This is a genomic window from Bacteroides sp. DH3716P, from assembly GCF_025914115.1.
Lineage (GTDB): Bacteria > Bacteroidota > Bacteroidia > Bacteroidales > Bacteroidaceae > Bacteroides > Bacteroides ovatus.
The window spans coordinates 5,379,849-5,401,430 of sequence record NZ_CP083673.1; the positions used below are offsets into that span (position 1 = coordinate 5,379,849).

The 21,582-nt window shown below is 42.8% G+C and carries 18 protein-coding genes, 1 pseudogene and 1 riboswitch; of the genes and pseudogenes, 9 read left to right on the forward strand and 10 right to left on the reverse strand.

Features of this window, described 5'->3' with window-relative positions; translation table 11 throughout:
* Positions 1–6: 6 nt before the first annotated feature.
* Positions 7–225: pseudogene (locus KQP79_RS20430) on the forward strand (hypothetical protein).
* A 47-nt stretch (positions 226–272) separates the two neighbouring features.
* On the opposite strand, the gene KQP79_RS20435 reads toward KQP79_RS20430, so the two are convergent.
* The 6 genes from KQP79_RS20435 to KQP79_RS20460 form a co-directional block, all read right to left on the reverse strand.
* Entirely contained in the window at positions 273–1,229 is a 957-nt protein-coding gene (locus KQP79_RS20435) for a GNAT family N-acetyltransferase (protein ID WP_004299140.1), read from the reverse strand.
* Between the two features lie 138 nt (positions 1,230–1,367).
* Entirely contained in the window at positions 1,368–2,741 is a 1,374-nt protein-coding gene (locus KQP79_RS20440) for an MATE family efflux transporter (protein ID WP_004299139.1), read from the reverse strand.
* A gap of 93 nt (positions 2,742–2,834) precedes the next feature.
* The gene (locus tag KQP79_RS20445) at positions 2,835–3,569 is read right to left on the reverse strand and encodes an alpha/beta hydrolase (RefSeq protein ID WP_004299138.1); all 735 of its coding nucleotides are present in this window, start codon (positions 3,567–3,569) and stop codon (positions 2,835–2,837) included.
* 80 nt (positions 3,570–3,649) lie between these two features.
* On the reverse strand, positions 3,650–4,180 hold the full coding sequence (locus KQP79_RS20450; RefSeq protein ID WP_004306419.1) for a GNAT family N-acetyltransferase: 531 nt from the start codon (positions 4,178–4,180) through the stop codon (positions 3,650–3,652).
* Between the two features lie 13 nt (positions 4,181–4,193).
* Positions 4,194–4,820: a CatB-related O-acetyltransferase gene (locus KQP79_RS20455; RefSeq protein ID WP_004306418.1), complete on the reverse strand. Its 627-nt coding sequence runs from the start codon at positions 4,818–4,820 to the stop codon at positions 4,194–4,196.
* Between the two features lie 71 nt (positions 4,821–4,891).
* A complete protein-coding gene (locus tag KQP79_RS20460) occupies positions 4,892–5,362 on the reverse strand; it encodes an Lrp/AsnC family transcriptional regulator (protein WP_004299136.1) in 471 nt (156 codons plus the stop codon).
* Positions 5,363–5,540: 178 nt separating this feature from the next.
* Here KQP79_RS20460 and KQP79_RS20465 point away from each other — a divergent pair, with 178 nt between their 5' ends.
* Together KQP79_RS20465 and KQP79_RS20470 are read left to right on the forward strand one after the other, a co-directional pair.
* Complete coding sequence (locus tag KQP79_RS20465; RefSeq protein ID WP_004299135.1) at positions 5,541–6,827, forward strand: O-acetylhomoserine aminocarboxypropyltransferase/cysteine synthase family protein; 1,287 nt, start codon at positions 5,541–5,543, stop codon at positions 6,825–6,827.
* Positions 6,828–6,895: 68 nt separating this feature from the next.
* Positions 6,896–7,135 carry a hypothetical protein gene (locus KQP79_RS20470; RefSeq protein WP_004306417.1) on the forward strand — a complete coding sequence of 80 codons (240 nt, stop codon included), beginning with the start codon at positions 6,896–6,898 and terminating at the stop codon, positions 7,133–7,135.
* Positions 7,136–7,237: 102 nt separating this feature from the next.
* Here KQP79_RS20470 and KQP79_RS20475 read toward each other — a convergent pair whose 3' ends face one another.
* Positions 7,238–8,146 (reverse strand): mechanosensitive ion channel family protein, encoded by a 909-nt coding sequence (locus tag KQP79_RS20475; protein WP_061448253.1) that lies wholly within the window; start codon positions 8,144–8,146, stop codon positions 7,238–7,240.
* 127 nt (positions 8,147–8,273) lie between these two features.
* Positions 8,274–8,370: riboswitch (TPP riboswitch) on the forward strand.
* Position 8,371: 1 nt separating this feature from the next.
* Between KQP79_RS20475 and KQP79_RS20480 the strand changes: the two genes are divergently transcribed.
* From KQP79_RS20480 to KQP79_RS20490, 3 genes are read left to right on the forward strand one after another with little or no spacing between them, the layout of a single operon-like run.
* Positions 8,372–10,621 carry a TonB-dependent receptor gene (locus KQP79_RS20480; RefSeq protein WP_032855861.1) on the forward strand — a complete coding sequence of 750 codons (2,250 nt, stop codon included), beginning with the start codon at positions 8,372–8,374 and terminating at the stop codon, positions 10,619–10,621.
* Positions 10,622–10,633: 12 nt separating this feature from the next.
* Complete coding sequence (gene pnuC / locus KQP79_RS20485) at positions 10,634–11,245, forward strand: nicotinamide riboside transporter PnuC (RefSeq protein WP_004299130.1); 612 nt, start codon at positions 10,634–10,636, stop codon at positions 11,243–11,245.
* On the forward strand, positions 11,242–11,868 hold the full coding sequence (locus KQP79_RS20490) for a thiamine diphosphokinase (RefSeq protein WP_004299129.1): 627 nt from the start codon (positions 11,242–11,244) through the stop codon (positions 11,866–11,868). The genes pnuC and KQP79_RS20490 overlap by 4 nt, the downstream gene beginning before the upstream one ends.
* Positions 11,869–12,000: 132 nt before the next feature.
* Here KQP79_RS20490 and thrC read toward each other — a convergent pair whose 3' ends face one another.
* Genes thrC through thrA form a run of 3 tightly spaced genes read right to left on the reverse strand, consistent with a single transcriptional unit; the run spans position 12,001 to position 16,967 of the window.
* The gene (gene thrC / locus KQP79_RS20495; RefSeq protein WP_004309069.1) at positions 12,001–13,302 is read right to left on the reverse strand and encodes a threonine synthase; all 1,302 of its coding nucleotides are present in this window, start codon (positions 13,300–13,302) and stop codon (positions 12,001–12,003) included.
* Between the two features lie 13 nt (positions 13,303–13,315).
* The gene (locus tag KQP79_RS20500; protein ID WP_061448258.1) at positions 13,316–14,524 is read right to left on the reverse strand and encodes a cofactor-independent phosphoglycerate mutase; all 1,209 of its coding nucleotides are present in this window, start codon (positions 14,522–14,524) and stop codon (positions 13,316–13,318) included.
* Between the two features lie 7 nt (positions 14,525–14,531).
* Entirely contained in the window at positions 14,532–16,967 is a 2,436-nt protein-coding gene (thrA, locus tag KQP79_RS20505; RefSeq protein ID WP_008649997.1) for a bifunctional aspartate kinase/homoserine dehydrogenase I, read from the reverse strand.
* Between the two features lie 401 nt (positions 16,968–17,368).
* On the opposite strand from thrA, the gene KQP79_RS20510 reads away from it, so the two are divergent.
* The 3 genes from KQP79_RS20510 to KQP79_RS20520 all read left to right on the forward strand — a co-directional run bounded on the left by KQP79_RS20510 (position 17,369) and on the right by KQP79_RS20520 (position 21,579).
* Positions 17,369–18,406: an asparaginase gene (locus KQP79_RS20510; protein ID WP_008777373.1), complete on the forward strand. Its 1,038-nt coding sequence runs from the start codon at positions 17,369–17,371 to the stop codon at positions 18,404–18,406.
* Positions 18,407–18,492: 86 nt separating this feature from the next.
* Positions 18,493–19,860: a DNA repair protein RadA gene (gene radA / locus KQP79_RS20515; protein ID WP_008777372.1), complete on the forward strand. Its 1,368-nt coding sequence runs from the start codon at positions 18,493–18,495 to the stop codon at positions 19,858–19,860.
* 66 nt (positions 19,861–19,926) lie between these two features.
* Positions 19,927–21,579 carry an NAD(P)/FAD-dependent oxidoreductase gene (locus KQP79_RS20520; protein WP_264386556.1) on the forward strand — a complete coding sequence of 551 codons (1,653 nt, stop codon included), beginning with the start codon at positions 19,927–19,929 and terminating at the stop codon, positions 21,577–21,579.
* Positions 21,580–21,582: the final 3 nt, after the last annotated feature.

The following is a 21,582-nucleotide window of genomic DNA, read 5'->3' on the forward strand; positions in this document are numbered from 1 at the left end:
GCAACTATGGAAGAGCAAATACTAATTTTTCGCACCTCGGTAAAGAATGTACGGGATATCAAACATATCGCAGCGCTGTTCACCCTATGTCCCCAAATCTACAAATGGAATGTAGATATGGAGGACTAGGAAAAAGTGTTGAGAATAGAATGTCAGGGAATCACCCCGACTGAAATATCAAAGGCATTACGCGCTATCAACATTTATGCGCAGGAACTGGAATGAAGGGGCAATGCGCCCCTTAATAAATTCACCATCCACCTTTTTCATTTTCACTCTTCAATCATTAATTCCATCTGTATGTCTCCTCTTTCATAAGTCGTGTGATATTCGGGAAGTTCCTTGAAGCCCAACTTATGATAAATATGGATAGCCGGTTTCAGACGCGTATTGCTCTCTATAAAGATTCTTTTACCACCAAGCTCCTTCGCTTTATTTACAACTGCTTCGCAAAGCAGTACTCCAATACCTTTGCCCTGAACCTTAGGGCTGACAGCCAGTTTGGCCAACTCATAATCATAAAGCGGATGATCCATCTTACACAAAGCACATACACCGACCGGCTCATCTTTATAAAGAGCCACCAAAATAGCTCCTCCCTTATCCAGAATATATTCCTTTGGATGATCCAAAGCCTTGTAATCGGCCTCTTCCATCCGAAAATAAGCAGTTATCCACTCTTCGTTAAGGGTCCGGAAGGCAGATTGATAGCAAGGTTCATAAGGAACTATTTTGATGTCCTTACTCTCTCGTTCCTTTTTCGCTTCCTTCACCCGCTCCAACAGGGATTTATCCAACAAAAGATTCTCCCATTCTTCGATAGCCTCCCAAAGGTCATTCCGGGTTTGCTGCGTGATTTGCTCAATAGCTGCCGTAACATCTATACACTGTTCCGAAAAAGAGTCGGACATTCTTTTTCCTTTGGCAGATAACATGACCATGTTTCTTCTCCCGTCGGATTTGTCCTTTGTCTCCTTCACTAATCCTTTAGCTACCATTTCTTTAATAATATTACTCACGGAAGGATGAGAATGACCAATCTCTTTGGCTATGGACGTAATGGTTTTTGCCTCCCCACGTGATAATACAAAAAATACAGGAAACCATTTCGGTTTGAGGTCTACTCCAAACATTTTATAGATGGCGGCTGCATCTACTGTTATTTTATCGGTCAACATGCGTAATCTGCTACCGATGGCTAATTTGCCTGTCTGATTAAAAAAGTCCATGTTTTTATTAGTTGCGTCACTAAATACGTAATTGATTACGCAAATATATTAGCTTTTTATAATATGAACAAACATTTTTCGCAAAAATACGTAAGCCGTTACATAATTAGTTATATTTATGGATAAACATCAGGAAATTTAGCTTATGTGCAAAGTGCTCCTTTGGATTTTTCCCAATATTTTGGGGAACTGCCAGAAGAACAACAAAGTACAACAAATTGCCGCTGTCGCATCGGATATTGCTTCAGCCGCATATACACCGGCTACTCCCATAAAATGTGGCAATATTAATGCCAATGGGATCAATAGGATTGCTTTGCGCAACAAGGCTATGAAAATAGAAATTTTTGCTTGTCCCAAGGCTACAAACATATTTTGGCAGGCTCGTTGCAATCCGAAAATAGTCATACCACCCAAGAAAACAGGCATTGCCCAGCGGACTGTTTCTATCAATCTTTCATCACTCGTAAAGGCGGAAGCTACTGTTGAGGGGAAAAGAATCATAAACAACATCAGCAGTAAGTTGAATGAGAACATGGTTATCAATGCGACACGGAAACAGTCTTTGACGCGTTGTTTATCGCCGTGCCCATAATTATAACTCACAATAGGAACGAACCCTTGCGCAAATCCTGTTAATGGGACACTTGCAAATTGCATCGCACTTTGCAAGATGGTCAATGCGCTGACATAAATATCTCCAAAATCTTTCAGGCTGCTGTTCAGAACAAAGCCGACCAGGCTTTCGGTACTTGCCATAATAAACGGTGATACGCCCAAAGCAAATATAGAAAGTATTATTTCCCGGTTCAACGCCATATAACGTTTTTCTAAAGGGAGAGAGGCGTGCCGGGAGAAAAGGAAAGTTAAAACCCACACTGCACTACATGCCTGTGAAAGCACTGTAGCCAGAGCTGCACCTTTTACTCCCATATCGAGCCAAAAAATGAAAATCGGGTCGAGGACGATATTCAACAGTGCTCCTATTAATACCGAGTACATGGCGATAGCAGGACGCCCTTGTGCATTGATAAAAGAATTTAATCCTGTGGATATTTCTACGAAGATAGTTCCTAATAAATAGATAGAAAGATAGTTGACTGCATACTCCAATGTATTTTCTGAAGCTCCTGTAAAGAGTAGAATCGGCTCCATAAAGGTATATGCGATGAGAGAAGTAAACAAGGTAAATAGTATTAACAGGATAAAGCCATTACCCAGAATTTTTCCGGCACGTGAACGATCCCCCTGTCCGAGTGCGATAGCCGCTAACGGCGCACCGCCACCTCCTACTATCGCTGAAAAAGAAGAAATCAGTATAACAAGAGAAGTCGTTACTCCTACACCCGCCAATGCATCCGTACCAATCCCAGGGATATGACCAATATAAATACGGTCGACCATGCTATAAAGCAAATTAACAAATTGCGCTGCCACAGCCGGAAGTGCCATCTTAAAAACAAGCGGTAACATGCGCTCTGTCCCCAGTCGTTCTTCATATTTATTTATCATCCCAAACTTCTTTTTCTAAAATCAGTTGCAAAGTTATAAGAAAAACAGGCTTCCGATTTAAAACCATTGGATAAAATAAATATAATACATCAGTTATCTCCGTGTAAGAAATCCATAGATATACTGATTGATAAGGTTGTGTTGTTCTTCCGTTCCATTCTCCCCCATATTACTATGCGTTATTCCGTCCAATTTCACAACCTTCATCCGGAATTGTTCCTGCTCCTTTTCAGTGGGTAATACTCCTGAATCCGCATCATAATCGCATCCTCTTAACGTATAAAGTCGAGGATTCCGTGTTCTAGGCATTATCATTCTGCGATGATCCATAGATATGGCTTTATTTATCAACTGCGGATATCGGGTAGCAAATAACATGGTCATATCTCCGCCATTGGAATGTCCTATCAATATAAAGTCATTCCAATTTAATTGTGGCTTCAATTTCTTAAATTCCTGAATAGTAAAAAGAATATTTGCCACTCCCCTTTCCCAATTTGGCATGCGTGTTTCCATGAAATTACCTTCCATGGCCAAAAGAGGATCATCTGCCAATTCATGTTGTATGCTTATTACGTAAAAGCCTTTCTGGGAAAGGAATCGTGTTAGATAGGCATAAGTCTGATTGGACTTATTATTTTTATTTCCATCGTAGCCGTGGCTAAATATAATGACTTTTGTTTTCGAATTCACTTTGTGCGGCTGATAGACGGCTAGCGGTATCACTCTGTTTCTTGAAGCATCAAAAAGGCAAGTCGAAAACTCTATTTGTGAGAAACAAGAGAGTGCTGATAATAAAAGAACAAATACAATAATTAGTTTCTTCATGTCTATGATGTGATATTTATTATTCTATAAATCTAAGAGCAACTGAATTATAACAATGAATGCATAATGTAAGGAAGGGATTATAAAATGATTTTCTCATAAAGTTTGAACCACTCTAAACCGTAATGACCCAATCCTAAATCTACGGTATCAATGTATTCGAACCCACACTTTTCGTACAATGAAATAGCCGGAAGATTTTTCTCGTAAACATCTAACCGCACAGACTTTATCCCCGAACTTTGAGCCAATTCCAATGAATAATCCATTAATGCATGCCCTACTCCTATTTTCAAAAAAGAAGGATGTACAACAAAAGTATGTATCACAAAGATATGACTATAGTCCAGTTCTATTTTCCATTTGACATTCTCATAAGCCTTTTCCGGTTGATGATTTAAAATGACTGAACCGACAATTCTTCCATCATATCTTGCTACGTAAAGCGTTTCATCATTTACACCGGCAACCGCATCTTCCCGAACAGGATAAACACCTTTTATCCACCCGGGATAATTAGTCGTAGCAGCCAGATAATCATTCAGTTCATCATACAGCTTTTCCAGTTCATCTATATCAGCAGAAGTTCCGGGCTCTATTGTAAATTTCATATATACACACTGTTTATCTTTTTATCAGTTCTTCAATCTTTCCACCTGTAATATAAGGTATACATTCGGATATCTTCTCAATACTCCAATCCCACCATTGCAATTTCTGCAATTGGACAATCGTATTCTCATCAAAACGCTTCCGGATTTCTTTGGCTGGTGTCCCACCTACTATCGTATAAGGAGGAACATCTTTAGTAACCACTGCCCGCGACGCAATAACCGCTCCATCTCCGATATGAACTCCTGCCATGATAACAGCTTCATATCCAATCCAGACATCATTACCTATTACTATATCCCCTTTATTATCCCAAGCAGAAGTTACATCTCCTTTATCTAAATTCCATTCCTCAAAAAAGATAGGAAACGTATAATTGGATAAAGAACCCAATGTGTGGTTTGCGCTGTTAAAAAGAAATTTGGCTCCACAAGCAATGGAACAGAATTTGCCAATTATCAATCGGTCTTTATTAATCGGATAATGATATAATACATTGTTCTTCTCAAAAAGAACAGGATCATTTACAAAGTCATTGTATATTGTATAATCACCTACCATAATGGCAGGATTCTTAATCACTGTATTCAGATAAACAGTCTGGAAATCATTGGTGCGAGGATATGTTTTTGAATTCATTGTGTCAGCAGAAGAGGATTTATATTACATAGCAAATATACAAGATAAATTTCAGACTATCACACAACGAACTAAATATGTATCCCATATTGATGCTTCACTTCAGCCATTACAAACGTGCTTTCCAGTGATCCTAAGCTATCAATCGTCCCCAACACATTCAGAATAAACTCCTGATAGTATTTCATATTGGGAGCATGAATCTTCAACAGGTAATCATAACTTCCTGATATGTTATAACATTCGGTTACTTCAGGAATATCCTGTATAATCCGTGTAAACTCGGCTGCTATATCCCTGTTCAGACGTCTAAGCTTCACACTGCAGAATACGACAAATCCCTGATTCAGCTTTTCCGCATCCAATACGGCAATATACTTCTTTATATATCCTCCACTCTCCAACCGTTTAAGACGTTCAAAAACAGGAGTTGAAGAAAGGCTCACCCGTGCAGCCAACTCTTTTGTCGTCAATCGGGCGTTTTCTTGCAAAGTACGGAGTATTTGCAAATCGACTCTATCCAGTTTATCAAAAGTATCCATAAGAAAAATATTCTTCTAAAAGGTGATTTCTAGGAATAGCACAGTTATATTATTCCATATAATGGCACAAAAATAGCATTATTTTCTATATTTTAGATATATATTGTTCGATATATCTTCATCCAATAACTTTGCAAGAAAATAAAGAAAGAATATTAAACTTAAAAAATATACGATTATGGCAACAAAGAATTTACATTTCGAGACTTTACAAGTTCATGTAGGACAAGAACAAGCAGATCCGGCAACAGATGCCCGTGCAGTACCTATTTATCAGACTACTTCTTATGTATTTCACAACTCCGCTCACGCAGCCGCACGTTTCGGCCTGCAGGACCCGGGAAACATCTACGGTCGTCTGACCAACTCCACTCAAGGAGTTTTTGAACAACGCGTAGCCGCTCTTGAAGGAGGAGTAGCAGGGCTGGCAGTTGCTTCGGGTGCCGCTGCTATCACTTATGCTTTCGAGAACATCACTCGTGCAGGCGACCATATTGTGGCAGCCAAAACTATTTATGGAGGAAGCTATAACTTACTGGCTCATACCTTACCCAGTTATGGCATCACAACAACATTCGTTGATCCAAGTGATTTATCGAACTTTGAAAAAGCCATTCAGGAAAATACGAAAGCCGTATTTATCGAGACATTGGGAAATCCGAACTCAAATATCATTGATATAGAGGCAGTAGCTGAAATAGCCCACCGCCACAAAATACCTTTGATTATTGACAACACATTTGGTACCCCGTATTTAATCCGCCCTATCGAACACGGAGCAGATATCGTAGTACATTCCGCAACAAAATTCATTGGCGGACACGGTTCGTCATTAGGAGGAGTCATTGTAGATTCGGGCAAATTCGACTGGGTAGCTTCCGGCAAATTTCCACAACTAACCGAACCTGATCCATGCTATCATGGCGTACGCTTCGTTGATGCAGCCGGTCCGGCTGCCTATGCCATCCGTATCCGGGCTATTCTGCTGCGCGACACAGGTGCCACCATCAGTCCATTCAACGCTTTTATCCTGTTGCAAGGCTTGGAAACTCTTTCCTTGCGCGTAGAACGCCATGTAGAAAATGCATTGAAGGTAGTGAATTTCTTAAACAATCATCCGAAAGTGAAGAAAGTGAACCATCCGTCATTATCCAATCATCCTGACCATGCACTGTATCAACGTTACTTCCCGAATGGTGCCGGTTCCATTTTTACTTTCGAGGTAAAAGGCGGACAAGAGGAAGCACACCGCTTCATCGACAGCCTGGAGATTTTCTCCCTGCTTGCCAATGTTGCCGATGTGAAATCATTGGTGATCCACCCGGCAAGCACTACCCATTCACAGCTCAATGCACAGGAACTCGCCGAACAGGAGATTTATCCGGGCACCGTACGTTTATCAATTGGAACGGAACATATTGATGACCTGATTGCGGATTTGGATCAGGCGCTTGCCAAAATCTAACATTCAATCATTGAACTTTCCATGACTGCAAGATGTTATACCTATATAACATTAAAAACATTGCAGTCATGGAAAAATATTTAATACACAGCAACGAACTGCATCTGATAGACGCAGAGAAAATCCATCAAGCCGTAGAAAAGATGGTGGAATCACTCGATTTAGCCGCAGGATCAACCACTAACTTCGATCTCTATCAGGTTGTGGAAAACTACTTTAAAGATCTCGAGAAAAGGAGAAAAATTAATCATGTACTGGGAATCAAAGAAGATAGATATGAACTAGCCGAAGATTTCGGTATAAAATAAAAAAGAGATTTATTCAATCACACCAGACAAGTTTTCCAAAAAATAAGGGAGTTGCACGTTAAGTACAACTCCCTTATTTTTTGAATTATCAGAGTATAACAATCAATTTCCCTGATGCACAGTAAGCTGTGGGAAAGGGAAGTTGATACCTTTTTCATTGAAGGTTTCGTAAATAGCTTTATTGGTATCGAAATAAACACCCCAATAATCTCCGCTATTTACCCATACACGTACCACCACATTCACACTGCTGGCATCTAGCGCATGAAGAGCTATAAACGGAGCAGGTTCATTCAAGATACGTTTATCTTCAGCCAGAATATCACGAACTATCTGCTGAACCTTATTGTAATCTTCCCCATAATCTATACCAATAATCCATTCTACACGGCGGGTTTCCTGGTGACTGTAATTAATCACTACTCCACTACTTAATGAACCATTCGGTATATAAATCAGTTTATTATCCCCAGTAGTAAGGATGGTATGGAATATCTGAATTTCTTTTACTGTACCGGCTGATCCCTGCTGTGTTTCTATCCAATCGCCAACTTTATAAGGTTTGAACAAAAGAATAACCAGTCCACCGGCAAAGTTTTGCAGATTACCGGATAAAGCCATACCGACAGCGACACCGGCGGAAGCCAATAAAGCCGCAAATGAAGTTGTCTCAACTCCCAAGGCACCGACAACAGAAATGATTAACAGGATTGTCAACAGAATATTGACCAGACTTCTAACGAAAGTTTTGATACTTACATCTACTTTTCGGTTATCCATCAGACGCCTGATGAATTTGTTGAGCAGCGAGATGAGGAAACGTCCGACGACAAAGACAAGGACCGCAATCAATATACGTTCTCCGGCACGAATACCGAAGTCTATCAATTGTTGAGTAATCAGCGAAAGCTTATCCAATCCGTCAGCATTGGCAATCGCCTCTTTCATTAATTCGTCTGCAGCCACTTGCACAGAGTCCGCAGCTTGTGTTGCTTGCAATAATAGTAGCATAATTAAATATATATTAAGTGAATAAATGCAGTTTTGTTATTTCAACAATTTACAAAGTTATATTGTTTTTAGTGAATCTAAAAGTTTTTTTTGCTTTCCTCCTGCAAAAGCAGTATTTTTGTCACCGATTCACTGGTAGGGGTGCCTTAACATGACGGGCTGAGAACATACCCATAGAATCTGATCCGGGTAATGCCGGCGTAGAGAACTAATTAGTAAGCAAAAATGAAAAGAATTGTATGGATGGCCGTCGCCTTATTGGGCGCAGGTATCACTGTTCATGCACAGACGAGTGCAAAGGATAGTATGAGAGTAGTAAACCTGCAAGAGGTGCAGGTAGTGTCCACACGTGCCACAGCCAAAACTCCCGTGGCATTCACCAATATAGGCAAAGCAGAACTCAAAAAGGTAAACTTCGGACAGGATATCCCCTATCTGCTAAGTATGACTCCTTCCACACTGACCACATCGGATGCAGGAGCTGGTATCGGCTATACGACACTTCGCGTACGTGGAACCGATGGCACACGAATCAACATCACGGTAAACGGCATACCGATGAACGATGCCGAAAGCCATAACCTGTTCTGGGTGAATATGCCCGACTTTTCTTCTTCCGTAAAAGATATGCAGGTGCAGCGCGGAGCAGGTACATCGACGAACGGAGCAGGTGCTTTCGGAGCCAGTGTCAATATGCAAACCGAAGGTGCATCTATGAAACCATACGCCGAATTCAATGGTTCATACGGTTCGTTCAACACGCACAAGGAAACAGTGAAAGTGGGAACCGGCCTACTCAATAACCACTGGACGTTTGACGCCCGCCTTTCCAATATCGGTACGGACGGATACATAGACCGTGCTTCGGTGGACTTGAACTCTTACTACCTGCAAGGAGGTTATTTTGCAGAAAACACATCTGTGAAGCTCATTGCATTTGCCGGAAAAGAAAAAACATATCATGCTTGGGGATACGCAACAAAAGAGCAAATGGAAAAATTCGGCAGACGCTACAATCCTTGCGGGGAAATGTACACTGATGCCAACGGCAAAAAATATTATTACGACGACCAAACAGATAATTATCTGCAAAAGAATTATCAGCTTCTCTTCAATCATACTTTCTCGACAGCCTGGAATCTGAACGTTGCCTTACATTATACCAAAGGTGACGGTTATTACGAAGAGTACAAAGACGGCAGATACCTGATAGAATATGGTTTAAAATCATTTACAATAGATGGAACCGAAGTATCTAAAAGCGATTTAGTCCGTCAAAAGAAGATGGACAACAAATTCGGCGGCGGCGTTTTTTCTCTCAATTACACAGCCAACAGGCTAAGTGCATCCCTGGGCGGCGGATTAAATCAATACCGGGGCAATAACTTCGGAAGAGTTCCCTGGGTGAAAAACTACGTAGGTTCTCTATCTCCCGACCATGAATATTACCGCAACAAATCCAAGAAGACCGATGGAAATATTTATCTGAAAGCGAACTACGATCTTACTAGAGGACTAAGTGCTTATGCCGATCTCCAGTATCGCCACATCAACTATACCATCGACGGAAACAATGATAAATATGACTGGAGTAAGAATGCGCTGCGTCCACTGGCAGTAGATAAAAAGTTCGATTTCTTTAATCCGAAAGTAGGATTAAACTGGAACATCACTTCCAACCATCGTGTCTATTCCTCTTTCTCGGTTGCTCAAAAAGAGCCAACAAGAAACAATTATACGGATGGTGATCCGGACTCGTACCCCAAAGCAGAAAAGCTGCTCGACTATGAAGCAGGATATACCTTCGCCAACCAATGGCTGACAGCAGGTGCAAACTTCTACTACATGGACTATACCGACCAACTGGTTCTGACCGGAGCCTTAAACGATATAGGTGAAGCACTGACCGAAAACGTGCCGGACAGTTATCGCATGGGAATCGAAATCATGCTGGGAATCAAACCGTGCAAATGGTTTCAATGGGATATCAACGCTACATGGAGCAAAAACCGTATTCAGGATTTCGTAGAGAGCCTGCCGGGCTACCACTATAATGACGACGGTAGCTCTACTTCTCTCCCGACTATTCAGATAAAGCATAAAGACACTCACATTGCTTTCTCACCGGACTTCTTACTCAACAATCGTTTCTCATTCAATTATAAGGGATTCGAAGCTGCCCTGCAATCACAGTTCGTGAGCAAACAGTATATGACAAACGCAGAAGTTGAAGAACTGACTCTTGATAAGTATTTTGTCAGCAACCTCAATCTGGCGTACAGCTTCCGTCCCAAGAAAGTACTGAAAGAAGTCACCATAGGATTTACTGTATACAATCTGTTTAATGAAAAATATGAAAACAACGGCTGGGCATCAAGTGACTACACCGATACGCTGGAAAATCGGGGAAACTATGCCGGATATGCAGCTCAAGCAGGAACAAACGTTATGGGACATGTTTCTTTCCGCTTTTAATCACACAGAGTTATGGAATTGAATTTTCTGGAAATATTCGGTACGATTGTCGGGCTAGTCTACCTTTGGTTAGAGTACCGGGCAAGTATCTACCTTTGGATAGCGGGTATTGTGATGCCTGCCATCTACATCTTCGTATATTACAAAGCCGGATTGTATGCTGACTTTGGCATCAATATCTACTACCTGATAGCTGCCATCTACGGCTGGTTCTTCTGGATGTGGGGACACAGGAAAAAGAAAGGTCAACTGACGACAGCAGATGCTTCAACCGGTGACACCCCTAAAGATCTTCCTATCGTACATACTCCGGGAAAATGTTACTTGCCTCTTTTTCTGGTATTCGTCGTTTCTTTCCTCGGTATTGCATGGATACTGATAGCATATACGGATAGCAATGTTCCCTGGCTAGATAGCTTTACTACCGCATTGAGCATTGTCGGTATGTGGATGCTGGCACGCAAATACGTCGAGCAATGGTTTGCCTGGATTTTTGTGGATATTGTCTGCTGCGGACTTTATATCTACAAAGACCTTTATTTTACTTCCGCTTTATACGGACTTTACTCCATTATAGCTATCTTTGGCTACTTTAAGTGGAAAAAATTAATGAGCATACAATGAAATACGAACACTATACTCCCGAAGCCGTGATACTTGCCAATGGCGAATATCCCAGCCATCCTCTTCCCCTGCAAATGCTGGAAAATGCAGAATTTGTAGTTTGCTGTGACGGGGCTGCCAATGAATATATCCTGCGTGGGCATACCCCCGATGTAATTATCGGTGACGGGGATTCTCTTTCCCCGGAATATAAAGAACTTTTCTCCCCTATTGTACATCAGATAGCGGATCAAGAAACGAACGACCAAACCAAAGCCGTTCATTTCCTGCAAAAGAAAGGATTCCGGAGAATTGCCATCGTCGGAGCCACCGGCAAACGGGAAGATCATACGTTAGGAAACATCAGTCTGCTGATCGACTACATGAAAGATGGTATCGAGGTACGTACCATTACCGATTATGGTATGTTTATCCCCGCCAAAGACACGCAAACCTTCGCCTCTCATCCGGGGCAACAAGTTTCTATTTTCAATTTCGGAGCGAAAGGATTGCAAGGAGAGGGATTAGTTTATCCTCTTAGTGATTTTACTAATTGGTGGCAAGGAACGCTTAATGAAGCAACAGCAAATGAGTTTACTGTTCATTGTACGGGAGAATATTTAGTATTCTTAGCTTCTATATAAACTATATTGCAATTATCCGGTTTATGCCACCCTATTGTCACAATTGTGCCACCTTGTTGGCACGACCGTGACACTTCGATGGCACAACCGTGCCAACAAGGTGGCACAAATTCATTCATAGGAAGAAGAGGATTAAAGCGTCAACAAATACTTCTTGAAGTCCGCAAAGTCTTTTGTCATTTGAAGGCTTTTTTTCTCGCCTTTCATAAATTCCTGCAATTTGGCAGGGATTTCTACCGCTTCTCCAATAATGCTTTCCACTGTTTCGAGGAACTTGGCAGGATGAGCCGTTTCAAGGAATACACCTGTTTCTCCCTCTTTCAAGCCTTCTACCAACGCACGATATCCACAAGCACCATGAGGATCAAGGAGATAATGATGTTCTTTCCAGGTTTCCTTCACCGTTTCGCGGATTTGCTCATCGGTATAAGTTGTTCCTGAAATCTCGGCAGAGATATCAGCATGTGAACCACTATATAAATCGAGTACGCGGGCAAAGTTACTCGGATCGCCTACGTCCATAGCATTAGCAATCGTTGCGATAGACGGACGGGGATTATATTTACCTGTCTGCAGATATTGATAGAAAATATCGTTGCGGTTATTAGCAGCAATGAAACGCTTCACGGGTAAACCCATCTTCTTGCCAAACAATCCGGCGGTGATATTTCCGAAGTTTCCACTAGGTACACAGATTACAGCATTATCAGCTTTTCCGGCACGTTTCAATTGTGCATAAGCATAGAAATAATAGAATGCCTGCGGCAAGAAACGGGCTACATTGATGGAGTTGGCAGAAGTCAACGAAAGGTGTTCATTCAATTCTTTATCCATGAAAGCAGATTTCACCAATGCCTGACAATCATCAAATGTTCCGTCCACTTCAAGCGCAGTAATATTCTGTCCGAGCGTAGTGAATTGCTTCTCCTGTATTTCGCTCACTTTTCCTTTCGGATAAAGCACATACACATGAATACCTTCCACACCCAGAAAGCCGTTGGCAACAGCACTTCCCGTATCACCGGAAGTAGCTACCAATACATTGACATTCTTTTGTCCTTCTTTTTTAATGAAGTATCCCAAAAGACGCGCCATGAAACGACCGCCTACATCTTTAAATGCTAACGTCGGTCCGTGGAAAAGTTCAAGTGAATAGATGTTATCTGCCACCTTAACCAAAGGTACATCGAAACTTAATGTATCATATACAATCTGTTTCAGCGTATCGGCAGGAATATCCTCACCGAAGAAAGCATCGGCTACGCGATAAGCAATTTCCTGAAAGGATAAACTATCAATCGTATCGTAAAAGTCCTGTGGAAGAGGTTTGATAGACATAGGCATAAACAGCCCTTTGTCGGCAGCAAGCCCTTTTACCACCGCTTCTTGCAGTGAGGCAACAGGTGCTTGTTTATTCGTACTATAATATTTCATAATCTGTGGTGACTTATTTCATGAATTCTTTTATAAACTCGTCTTCTTTCAGAAGTCCGTAACTACCGTTGCAAGCGGCTATTTCATCATACGTCTGCACTTCGTCCGGCTCGATACCCGGATACCAGATAAGAAACGGAATGGGATCAGATGTATGAGTACGAAGCTCACAGGGAGTAGGATGATCGGGCAATACAGCAATGGCTACCGGTTCGTCCCAATCTTTCACTGCTTCATAAATAGGACCTACGGCACGTTTATCAAGATTCTCGATAGTGAGAAGTTTCAAGTCGATGTCTCCTTCGTGTCCGGCCTCATCACTGGCTTCGATATGCAGATAAACAAAATCATCCGTCTTCAATGCTTCCAAGGCAGCGGTCACTTTGTTTTCATAGTTCGTATTATAAAGTCCGGTTGCTCCCTCTACTGCGATGCGACGTAAATCAGCATAATAACCGATTCCGTTTATCAGATCGACAGCCGAGATGACTACTCCTTTCTTTACCTGTGGGAAAGTCTCGGAGAAAGTAGGCATCTGCGGACGGTAACCGGGGCTCCAGGGCCAAATACTGTTCGCAGGATCTTTACCTTCTGCCATACGTTTCAGATTCAATGGATGATCTTTCAGCAGTTCCTGTGATTTCAGAATCAGGTCGTTAATCAGATCTGCCGTTTCTTGTGCTTCCAGAACCAATGGTTTCACCATCAATGGACGGAAAGGTTTCAAAGGTACATCATGCGGAGGTGTACAATCCAGTTCTTTATTACCTCCCTTGATAACCAATAGATGGCGGTACTGAACTCCTGTATGAAAGCGTACGCGGTCATTGCCCAGTTTTTCTTGCAAATATTGAATCAATACATCTGCTTCTTCCGTAGATATATGTCCGGAGGAGTGATTCTTCAGAATATCTCCTTCCACACAAATCAAATTACAGCGCATTGCCATCTCACCCGGTTTCAGATCCACACCAATACTGGCAGCTTCCAGCGGTCCGCGACCTTCATATACCTTTGGCAAATTATATCCCAACACGGACATATTGGCAACTTCACTACCCGGATGGAAACCTTCCGCCACAGTAATCAGGCGGCCGTTACGTCCCATGCGAGCTAGCTTATCCATATAAGGCGTCTTTGCATATTGCAGGAGCGTCTTGTCCCCTAATGACTTCACTGGCCAATCGGCCATTCCGTCTCCCAATATGATAATATGTTTCATAAGGCGTTTAAACATTTGCGATGCTCATGATGTCGGCAAATACTCCGGCAGCCGTTACGCCGGCACCGGCACCGTATCCTTGAATCATCATCGGATATTCTTTATAGCGTTCCGTAGTGAGCAGGATAATATTGTTGCTGCCTTCCAAGCCGTAGAACGGATGGTTGGCTCCTACTTCCTGCAGGCCGACGGAGGCTTTTCCATTCTCCAGTTTGGCGACGAAACGCCAGTGCTTGTTTTCTTTTTCCAATACCTGGCGACGGGCTTCAAAGTCTGCGTCGAGACTTGGAACACGTTTCCAGAAATCTTCCAGAGAACCTTCGAAGAAGTCATTCGGAACAAAGAGGTTCTTTTCAACATCTTCCTGTTCCAGACGGTATCCGGCTTCACGTGCCAGAATCACCAGTTTACGGATCACATCTTTTCCACTCAAGTCAATACGTGGGTCCGGTTCAGAGTAGCGTTCTTCCTGTGCCATTTTGATGGTACGGCTGAAAGGAATATCGGCGCTGATTTTATTAAATATATAGTTCAGTGTACCGGAAAGCACCGCTTCAATCTTCAGAATCTTGTCACCGCTATGAATCAGGTCATTAATTGTATTGATGATCGGAAGACCTGCACCTACGTTTGTTTCGAACAGATACTTCACACCCCGTTGGCGGGCAATCGTTTTCAGTTCACGATAGTTTTCATAAGCGGAAGAAGCCGCAATCTTATTGGCTGCTACCACAGAGATATTGTGTTGCAGGAAATCTTTGTAAAGCGATGCGATGTCAGCGCTGGCCGTACAGTCTACAAATACAGAATTAAAGATATTCATTCCGATAATCTCGTCGCGGATGGTTTGCAAGCTGCTGTCCTTACCCTTTTCCAACAGTTCTTCACGGAAGTTGGCGAGGTCGAAACCTTCACGGCTGAACATTGCCTTGGCTGCATCAATGATGCCTACTACATGGAGTTTCAGTCCGTTTTCCATCATCAGCTTTTGTTGCTGGCAACGAATCTGTTCTACCAGACTACCCCCTACCGTACCGACACCACAGATAAAGAGGTTCAATACCTGATATTCGGAGAGGAAGAAAGAGTCGTGGATTACGTTCAATGATTTACGCAAGGATTTGGAATCGACCACAAAAGAGATATTAGTTTCCGAAGCTCCCTGTGCACAAGCGATAACGTTGATACCATTACGTCCCAGTGTACCGAAAAGTTTACCTGCGATACCCGGTGTATGTTTCATATTCTCACCTACGATAGCCACTGTTGCCAGATTTCTTTCCGCCAGAATCGGAGAAATCTCACCCATCTCTATTTCTTTCGCAAATTCTTCGTTCAGCACTTCACAAGCCAGGTCGGCATCGGCATTACGCACACCGATAGAAGTACTGTTTTCCGATGAAGCCTGTGAGACGAGGAACACGCTGATTCCATTCTTTGCCAATGCTTTAAAAATGCGGTAGTTTACACCGATCACACCTACCATACCAAGACCCTGAACAGTAATCAGACTTGTGTCGTTGATGGAGGAAATCCCCTTGATAGCCTTGCTCTGCGGGTTGGAAACTTCTTGTTTGATAACCGTTCCCACTCCATCCGGGTTGAATGTATTCTTTATTATAATAGGAATATTCTTGTGACATACGGGATAGATAGTCGGCGGATAAACCACCTTTGCGCCGAAGTTACAAAGTTCGGTCGCTTCTACGTAACTCAATTCCGTAATCGTATAAGCAGTCGAAATGACACGCGGATCAGCCGTCATAAATCCGTCTACGTCCGTCCAGATTTCCAGACTTGTCGCATCTAGCGCCGCAGCAACAATGGCAGCCGTATAGTCCGAGCCACCGCGTCCGAGGTTTGTTACATCCCCTGTCGTTTTATCCGAAGAGATGAATCCCGGCACCAGCGCTACTTTAGGAATAGACTGGAAAGCCTCTTTCACCAGTTTATTAGTCAATTCGGTATCCAGCGTGTGCTTGCTATGCTTTCTTTCCGTCTTGATAAAAGTGCGCGAATCGAACCATTTTGCTCCCTCAATCAGTGCAGTGACGATGATCGATGAAAGGCGTTCACCATAGCTGACGATTGTATCCGAAGTCTTCGGGGAAAGGTCTTTAATCAGGTAAATTCCCTGAAAGATATCCTTCAATTCGTTCAGTAGTTCGCCAATCTGACGTTGCAACGATACTTGCTTTTCTCCGGCAGGAATCACCTCCTTAATCATCTCCACATGACGGTAAACGATTTCGCGGAACTCACCCTCATAGGCTGAATCTCCCACTGCCGCCATCTTCGATGTATTTATCAATTTGTCAGTGATGCCTCCCAATGCGGAAACAACTACAATTACCGGCTCATTTGCCGACTCTACAATTCTCTTTACGCTTAAAATGCTGTTCACGGAACCTACGGATGTTCCGCCGAATTTCATTACTTTCATGAAGATACTTATTTAAATGCAATGTCCTGCAGTTTGCTTTTTACAGAACGATTGGTTGTTTACGAATAAAATTGAATTTGAATTTTGCCTGCTTATACAAGCGTGAATCACGTAGATACACAAAAACTATCCATTAACCCCTAAGGGTCATGGTACACATGGATGTGACTGTATGTGGATAGTACTTCATCATAGTCCTTGTTTCTACTCTTGTTTTTGATAAGTGTCGCAAAAGTAATAATAAAAACGTTCAATCTATCACTTTTTTCGGTTTTTTTCTGATAAAAAGAATCTTTCGCCTGCGCTTTATCCGGTCATCCGCCTTCACTTTTATGACATTTTGTTACTTATTTATCAAATCTATTATTATATTTGCGAAAACAATCGCACAAAATCAGCTTATGAGCCCATTAAATACTTCCGTATTGTTAATATACACCGGTGGAACAATTGGTATGATTGAGAATGCCGCGACAGGTGCTCTGGAGAACTTTAACTTCGAGCAACTGCAAAAGTATATCCCCGAACTGCAAAAGTTCAATTTTCCAATTGACACCTATCAGTTTGATCCTCCGATGGATTCGTCGGACATGGAACCGGATATGTGGCGGAAGCTGGTACGCATTATTCATGACAACTACAATCGTTACCACGGCTTCGTCATCCTGCACGGAACGGACACGATGGCTTATACCGCTTCCGCCCTAAGTTTTATGCTGGAAGGACTGGACAAACCCGTCATTCTCACAGGCTCACAGCTTCCCATCGGCGTACTCCGCACGGACGGAAAGGAAAATCTGATGACCAGTATCGAGATTGCCATTGCACAAAACAAGGAAGGAAGGACACTGGTGCCCGAAGTATGCATCTTCTTTGAAAATCACCTGATGCGGGGAAACCGTACGACAAAGATGAATGCAGAAAACTTCAATGCATTCCGTTCTTTCAATTATCCGGTATTGGCGGAAGCGGGAATCCATATTAAATATAATAATGTACAAATTCACGGAAATGGTGAAGAACGGGAATTGAAACCGCACTATTTGCTGGATACCAATGTAGTGGTACTGAAGCTCTTTCCGGGCATCCAGGAAAATGTAATTGCCACCATTCTGGGGATTGAAGGTTTAAAGGCGGTTGTGCTCGAAACATACGGTTCGGGGAATGCTCCCCGAAAGGAATGGTTTATACGCCGGCTCTGTCAGGCCAGTGAACGTGGAATTGTGATTGTCAACGTAACACAATGCAGCGCAGGAATGGTAGAAATGGAACGTTACGAAACGGGATACCAGTTATTGCAGGCAGGCGTTGTCTCCGGATATGACAGTACAACGGAATCGGCAGTCACTAAATTAATGTTCTTACTGGGACATGGATATACCCCGGATGAGGTACGCGACCGGATGAACCGTTCGATAGCGGGAGAGATAACTCTGTAGGCTTCATCTATTTCTATTAGGCAGGGATAACTTATTTCTAATAAATTATCCCTATTTTTGTACCCTACAAGAAGAAAGGAATTTCGATGGCAAAAGAGAAAACCGTATATGTATGCAGTAATTGCGGACAGGATTCACCCAAATGGGTGGGTAAATGTCCGTCGTGTGGAGAATGGAATACGTATGTTGAAGAAATCGTACGGAAAGAACCCACTAACCGCCGTCCGGTGTCGGGCATTGAAACACAAAAGCCCAAGCCACTGGCACTTAGCGATATAGAGGCAGACGACGAGCCACGTATCAATATGCACGATGATGAACTGAATCGTGTATTGGGAGGCGGACTTGTACAGGGTTCTCTTGTCCTGATAGGCGGCGAACCGGGAATCGGTAAATCGACGCTCGTCATGCAGACCGTACTGCACATGCCGGAAAAGAAGATTCTTTATGTATCCGGTGAAGAGAGTGCACGACAGCTGAAACTTCGTGCTGACCGTCTCTCTGACACTTCCAGCGATTGCCTCATCGTTTGCGAGACTTCACTCGAACAGATTTATGTGCATATCAAGAATACGAATCCCGATTTAGTGATTATCGACTCTATACAGACTATTTCCACCGAAAGTATCGAATCGTCTCCCGGAAGTATAGCGCAAGTCAGAGAGTGTTCGGCGTCTATTCTTCGTTTTGCGAAAGAAACGCATACGCCTGTATTGCTGATCGGACATATTAATAAGGAAGGAAGTATTGCAGGACCTAAAGTGCTGGAACATATCGTAGATACTGTTCTTCAATTTGAGGGCGACCAACATTATATGTATCGTATTCTACGCAGTATCAAGAATCGTTTCGGTAGTACGGCAGAATTAGGTATTTATGAAATGCGTCAGGATGGGTTGCGCCAAGTGAGTAATCCTTCCGAACTTTTGCTAAGTCAGGATCATGAAGGGATGAGCGGGGTAGCCATTGCCTCCGCCATTGAGGGGATTCGCCCGTTTTTGATTGAGACACAGGCTTTGGTAAGCTCTGCAGTCTACGGAAATCCGCAACGTTCGGCAACCGGTTTCGATTTGAGAAGAATGAATATGCTGCTAGCTGTTCTCGAAAAGCGGGTGGGATTTAAGTTGGCACAGAAAGATGTGTTCCTGAATATTGCCGGAGGATTGAAAGTGAATGATCCGGCTATCGATCTGCCGGTTATCAGTGCAATCCTTTCTTCCAATATGGATGCAGCCATTGAGCCGGAAGTTTGCATGGCGGGAGAAATCGGATTGTCGGGAGAGATACGTCCTGTGAATCGAATTGAACAGCGTATCGGTGAAGCTGAAAAGTTAGGTTTCAAACGTTTCTTGCTACCTAAATATAACTTGCAAGGGATCGATACCCAAAAACTGAAGATAGAATTAGTACCGGTGAGAAAAGTAGAAGAGGCGTTCAGGGCTTTATTCGGATAAGACACTGATGCATAAATAGCCCGTTTTTCTAATTGGATAATCGAAAACAATATCAATAATAACTAAATGACACAAGAATACCAACTCCGTATACTTCCCGAAATCGCAGCAAACGAACAGAAATTAAAGGAATATCTTTCTAAAGAAAAAGGTCTGAATTTACGTGACATCACCGCTACCCGAATCTTGAAACGGAGTATTGATGCACGCCAGCGGACTATCTTCGTCAATCTGAAGGTAAGGGCATACATCAAGGAAATGCCGCAAGAAGATGAGTACGAACGTACTATATATAATAATGTAGAAGGAAAACCGCAAGTGATTGTCGTTGGCGCAGGTCCCGGCGGATTATTCGCTGCATTACGCCTTGTTGAACTTGGATTACGCCCTATCGTCATCGAACGTGGAAAAGACGTGCGCGAACGTAAAAAAGACCTGGCACAAATCAGCAGGGAACACACTGTTGATCCAGAATCGAATTACAGTTTCGGAGAAGGAGGTGCAGGAGCTTACTCGGATGGGAAACTCTATACCCGGAGCAAGAAGAGAGGAAATGTAGATAAGATTCTGAACGTATTTTGCCAGCATGGAGCTTCAACTTCGATATTGGTGGATGCGCATCCGCATATCGGAACAGACAAATTGCCACGTGTCATTGAAAATATGCGGAACACCATTATCGAATGTGGCGGAGAAGTACATTTCCAGACACGAATGGATGCATTGATTATTGAGAACGATGAAGTCAAAGGTATCGAAACAAATACAAGAAAGACTTTTCTCGGACCCGTGATACTGGCAACCGGACATTCGGCGAGAGATGTATATCGTTGGCTGGCTGCGAATCATGTGGCGATTGAAGCGAAAGGCATTGCAGTCGGTGTCCGTTTGGAGCATCCGGCAATGTTGATCGATCAAATACAATACCATAATAAGAATGGACGGGGCAAATACCTGCCCGCTGCTGAATACAGCTTTGTAACACAGGCAGAAGGCAGAGGAGTATATAGTTTCTGTATGTGTCCCGGAGGTTTCATCGTTCCTGCCGCCAGCGGACCGGAACAAGTGGTAGTAAACGGCATGTCTTCTGCCAACCGTGGGTCACGGTGGAGTAATTCGGGAATGGTAGTGGAAATTCAACCGGAAGATTTGGGAAATGAAGAATTAAAAATGAGGAATAAAGAATTGGCTGCGCAACAAGATGAACAGCTGATGGCACTAAACCCGAATTTGAAAAGTTCACAACTTTCAGAGATTAATTCACAGTTACTATCTGTTCTTCACTTTCAAGAGGAATTGGAACGTCAATGCTGGTTGCAGGGAGGCAGACGACAGACTGCTCCGGCACAACGCATGCTGGATTTTACCCGCAAGAAATTGAGTTACGATCTGCCCGAGTCATCCTATAGTCCGGGATTGATTTCGTCTCCACTTCATTTCTGGATGCCATCATTTATTAGCAAAAGGCTATCTCTTGGTTTCCAACAATTCGGACGAAGCAGTCACGGATTCCTGACAAATGAGGCAGTAATGATTGGTGTGGAAACACGAACTTCTTCCCCCGTTCGTATCATACGCGATAAGGATACTCTACAACATGTCACCGTTCGCGGATTATTTCCTTGCGGAGAAGGCGCAGGCTATGCCGGAGGAATTGTGTCTGCCGGGGTGGACGGCGAACGATGTGCAGAAGCAGCAGCCAACTATTTCAATCATTAATTA

What these genes read in the sequence shown, in the direction of transcription:
- KQP79_RS20435 (WP_004299140.1), bottom strand. Translation starts at nt 1,229, where the DNA reads ATGGACTTTTTTAATCAGACAGGCAAATTAGCCATCGGTAGCAGATTA.
- KQP79_RS20440 (WP_004299139.1), bottom strand. Translation starts at nt 2,741, where the DNA reads ATGATAAATAAATATGAAGAACGACTGGGGACAGAGCGCATGTTACCG.
- KQP79_RS20445 (WP_004299138.1), bottom strand. Translation starts at nt 3,569, where the DNA reads ATGAAGAAACTAATTATTGTATTTGTTCTTTTATTATCAGCACTCTCT.
- KQP79_RS20450 (WP_004306419.1), bottom strand. Translation starts at nt 4,180, where the DNA reads ATGAAATTTACAATAGAGCCCGGAACTTCTGCTGATATAGATGAACTG.
- KQP79_RS20455 (WP_004306418.1), bottom strand. Translation starts at nt 4,820, where the DNA reads ATGAATTCAAAAACATATCCTCGCACCAATGATTTCCAGACTGTTTAT.
- KQP79_RS20460 (WP_004299136.1), bottom strand. Translation starts at nt 5,362, where the DNA reads ATGGATACTTTTGATAAACTGGATAGAGTCGATTTGCAAATACTCCGT.
- KQP79_RS20465 (WP_004299135.1), top strand. Translation starts at nt 5,541, where the DNA reads ATGGCAACAAAGAATTTACATTTCGAGACTTTACAAGTTCATGTAGGA.
- KQP79_RS20470 (WP_004306417.1), top strand. Translation starts at nt 6,896, where the DNA reads ATGGAAAAATATTTAATACACAGCAACGAACTGCATCTGATAGACGCA.
- KQP79_RS20475 (WP_061448253.1), bottom strand. Translation starts at nt 8,146, where the DNA reads ATGCTACTATTATTGCAAGCAACACAAGCTGCGGACTCTGTGCAAGTG.
- KQP79_RS20480 (WP_032855861.1), top strand. Translation starts at nt 8,372, where the DNA reads ATGAAAAGAATTGTATGGATGGCCGTCGCCTTATTGGGCGCAGGTATC.
- pnuC (WP_004299130.1), top strand. Translation starts at nt 10,634, where the DNA reads ATGGAATTGAATTTTCTGGAAATATTCGGTACGATTGTCGGGCTAGTC.
- KQP79_RS20490 (WP_004299129.1), top strand. Translation starts at nt 11,242, where the DNA reads ATGAAATACGAACACTATACTCCCGAAGCCGTGATACTTGCCAATGGC.
- thrC (WP_004309069.1), bottom strand. Translation starts at nt 13,302, where the DNA reads ATGAAATATTATAGTACGAATAAACAAGCACCTGTTGCCTCACTGCAA.
- KQP79_RS20500 (WP_061448258.1), bottom strand. Translation starts at nt 14,524, where the DNA reads ATGAAACATATTATCATATTGGGAGACGGAATGGCCGATTGGCCAGTG.
- thrA (WP_008649997.1), bottom strand. Translation starts at nt 16,967, where the DNA reads ATGAAAGTAATGAAATTCGGCGGAACATCCGTAGGTTCCGTGAACAGC.
- KQP79_RS20510 (WP_008777373.1), top strand. Translation starts at nt 17,369, where the DNA reads ATGAGCCCATTAAATACTTCCGTATTGTTAATATACACCGGTGGAACA.
- radA (WP_008777372.1), top strand. Translation starts at nt 18,493, where the DNA reads ATGGCAAAAGAGAAAACCGTATATGTATGCAGTAATTGCGGACAGGAT.
- KQP79_RS20520 (WP_264386556.1), top strand. Translation starts at nt 19,927, where the DNA reads ATGACACAAGAATACCAACTCCGTATACTTCCCGAAATCGCAGCAAAC.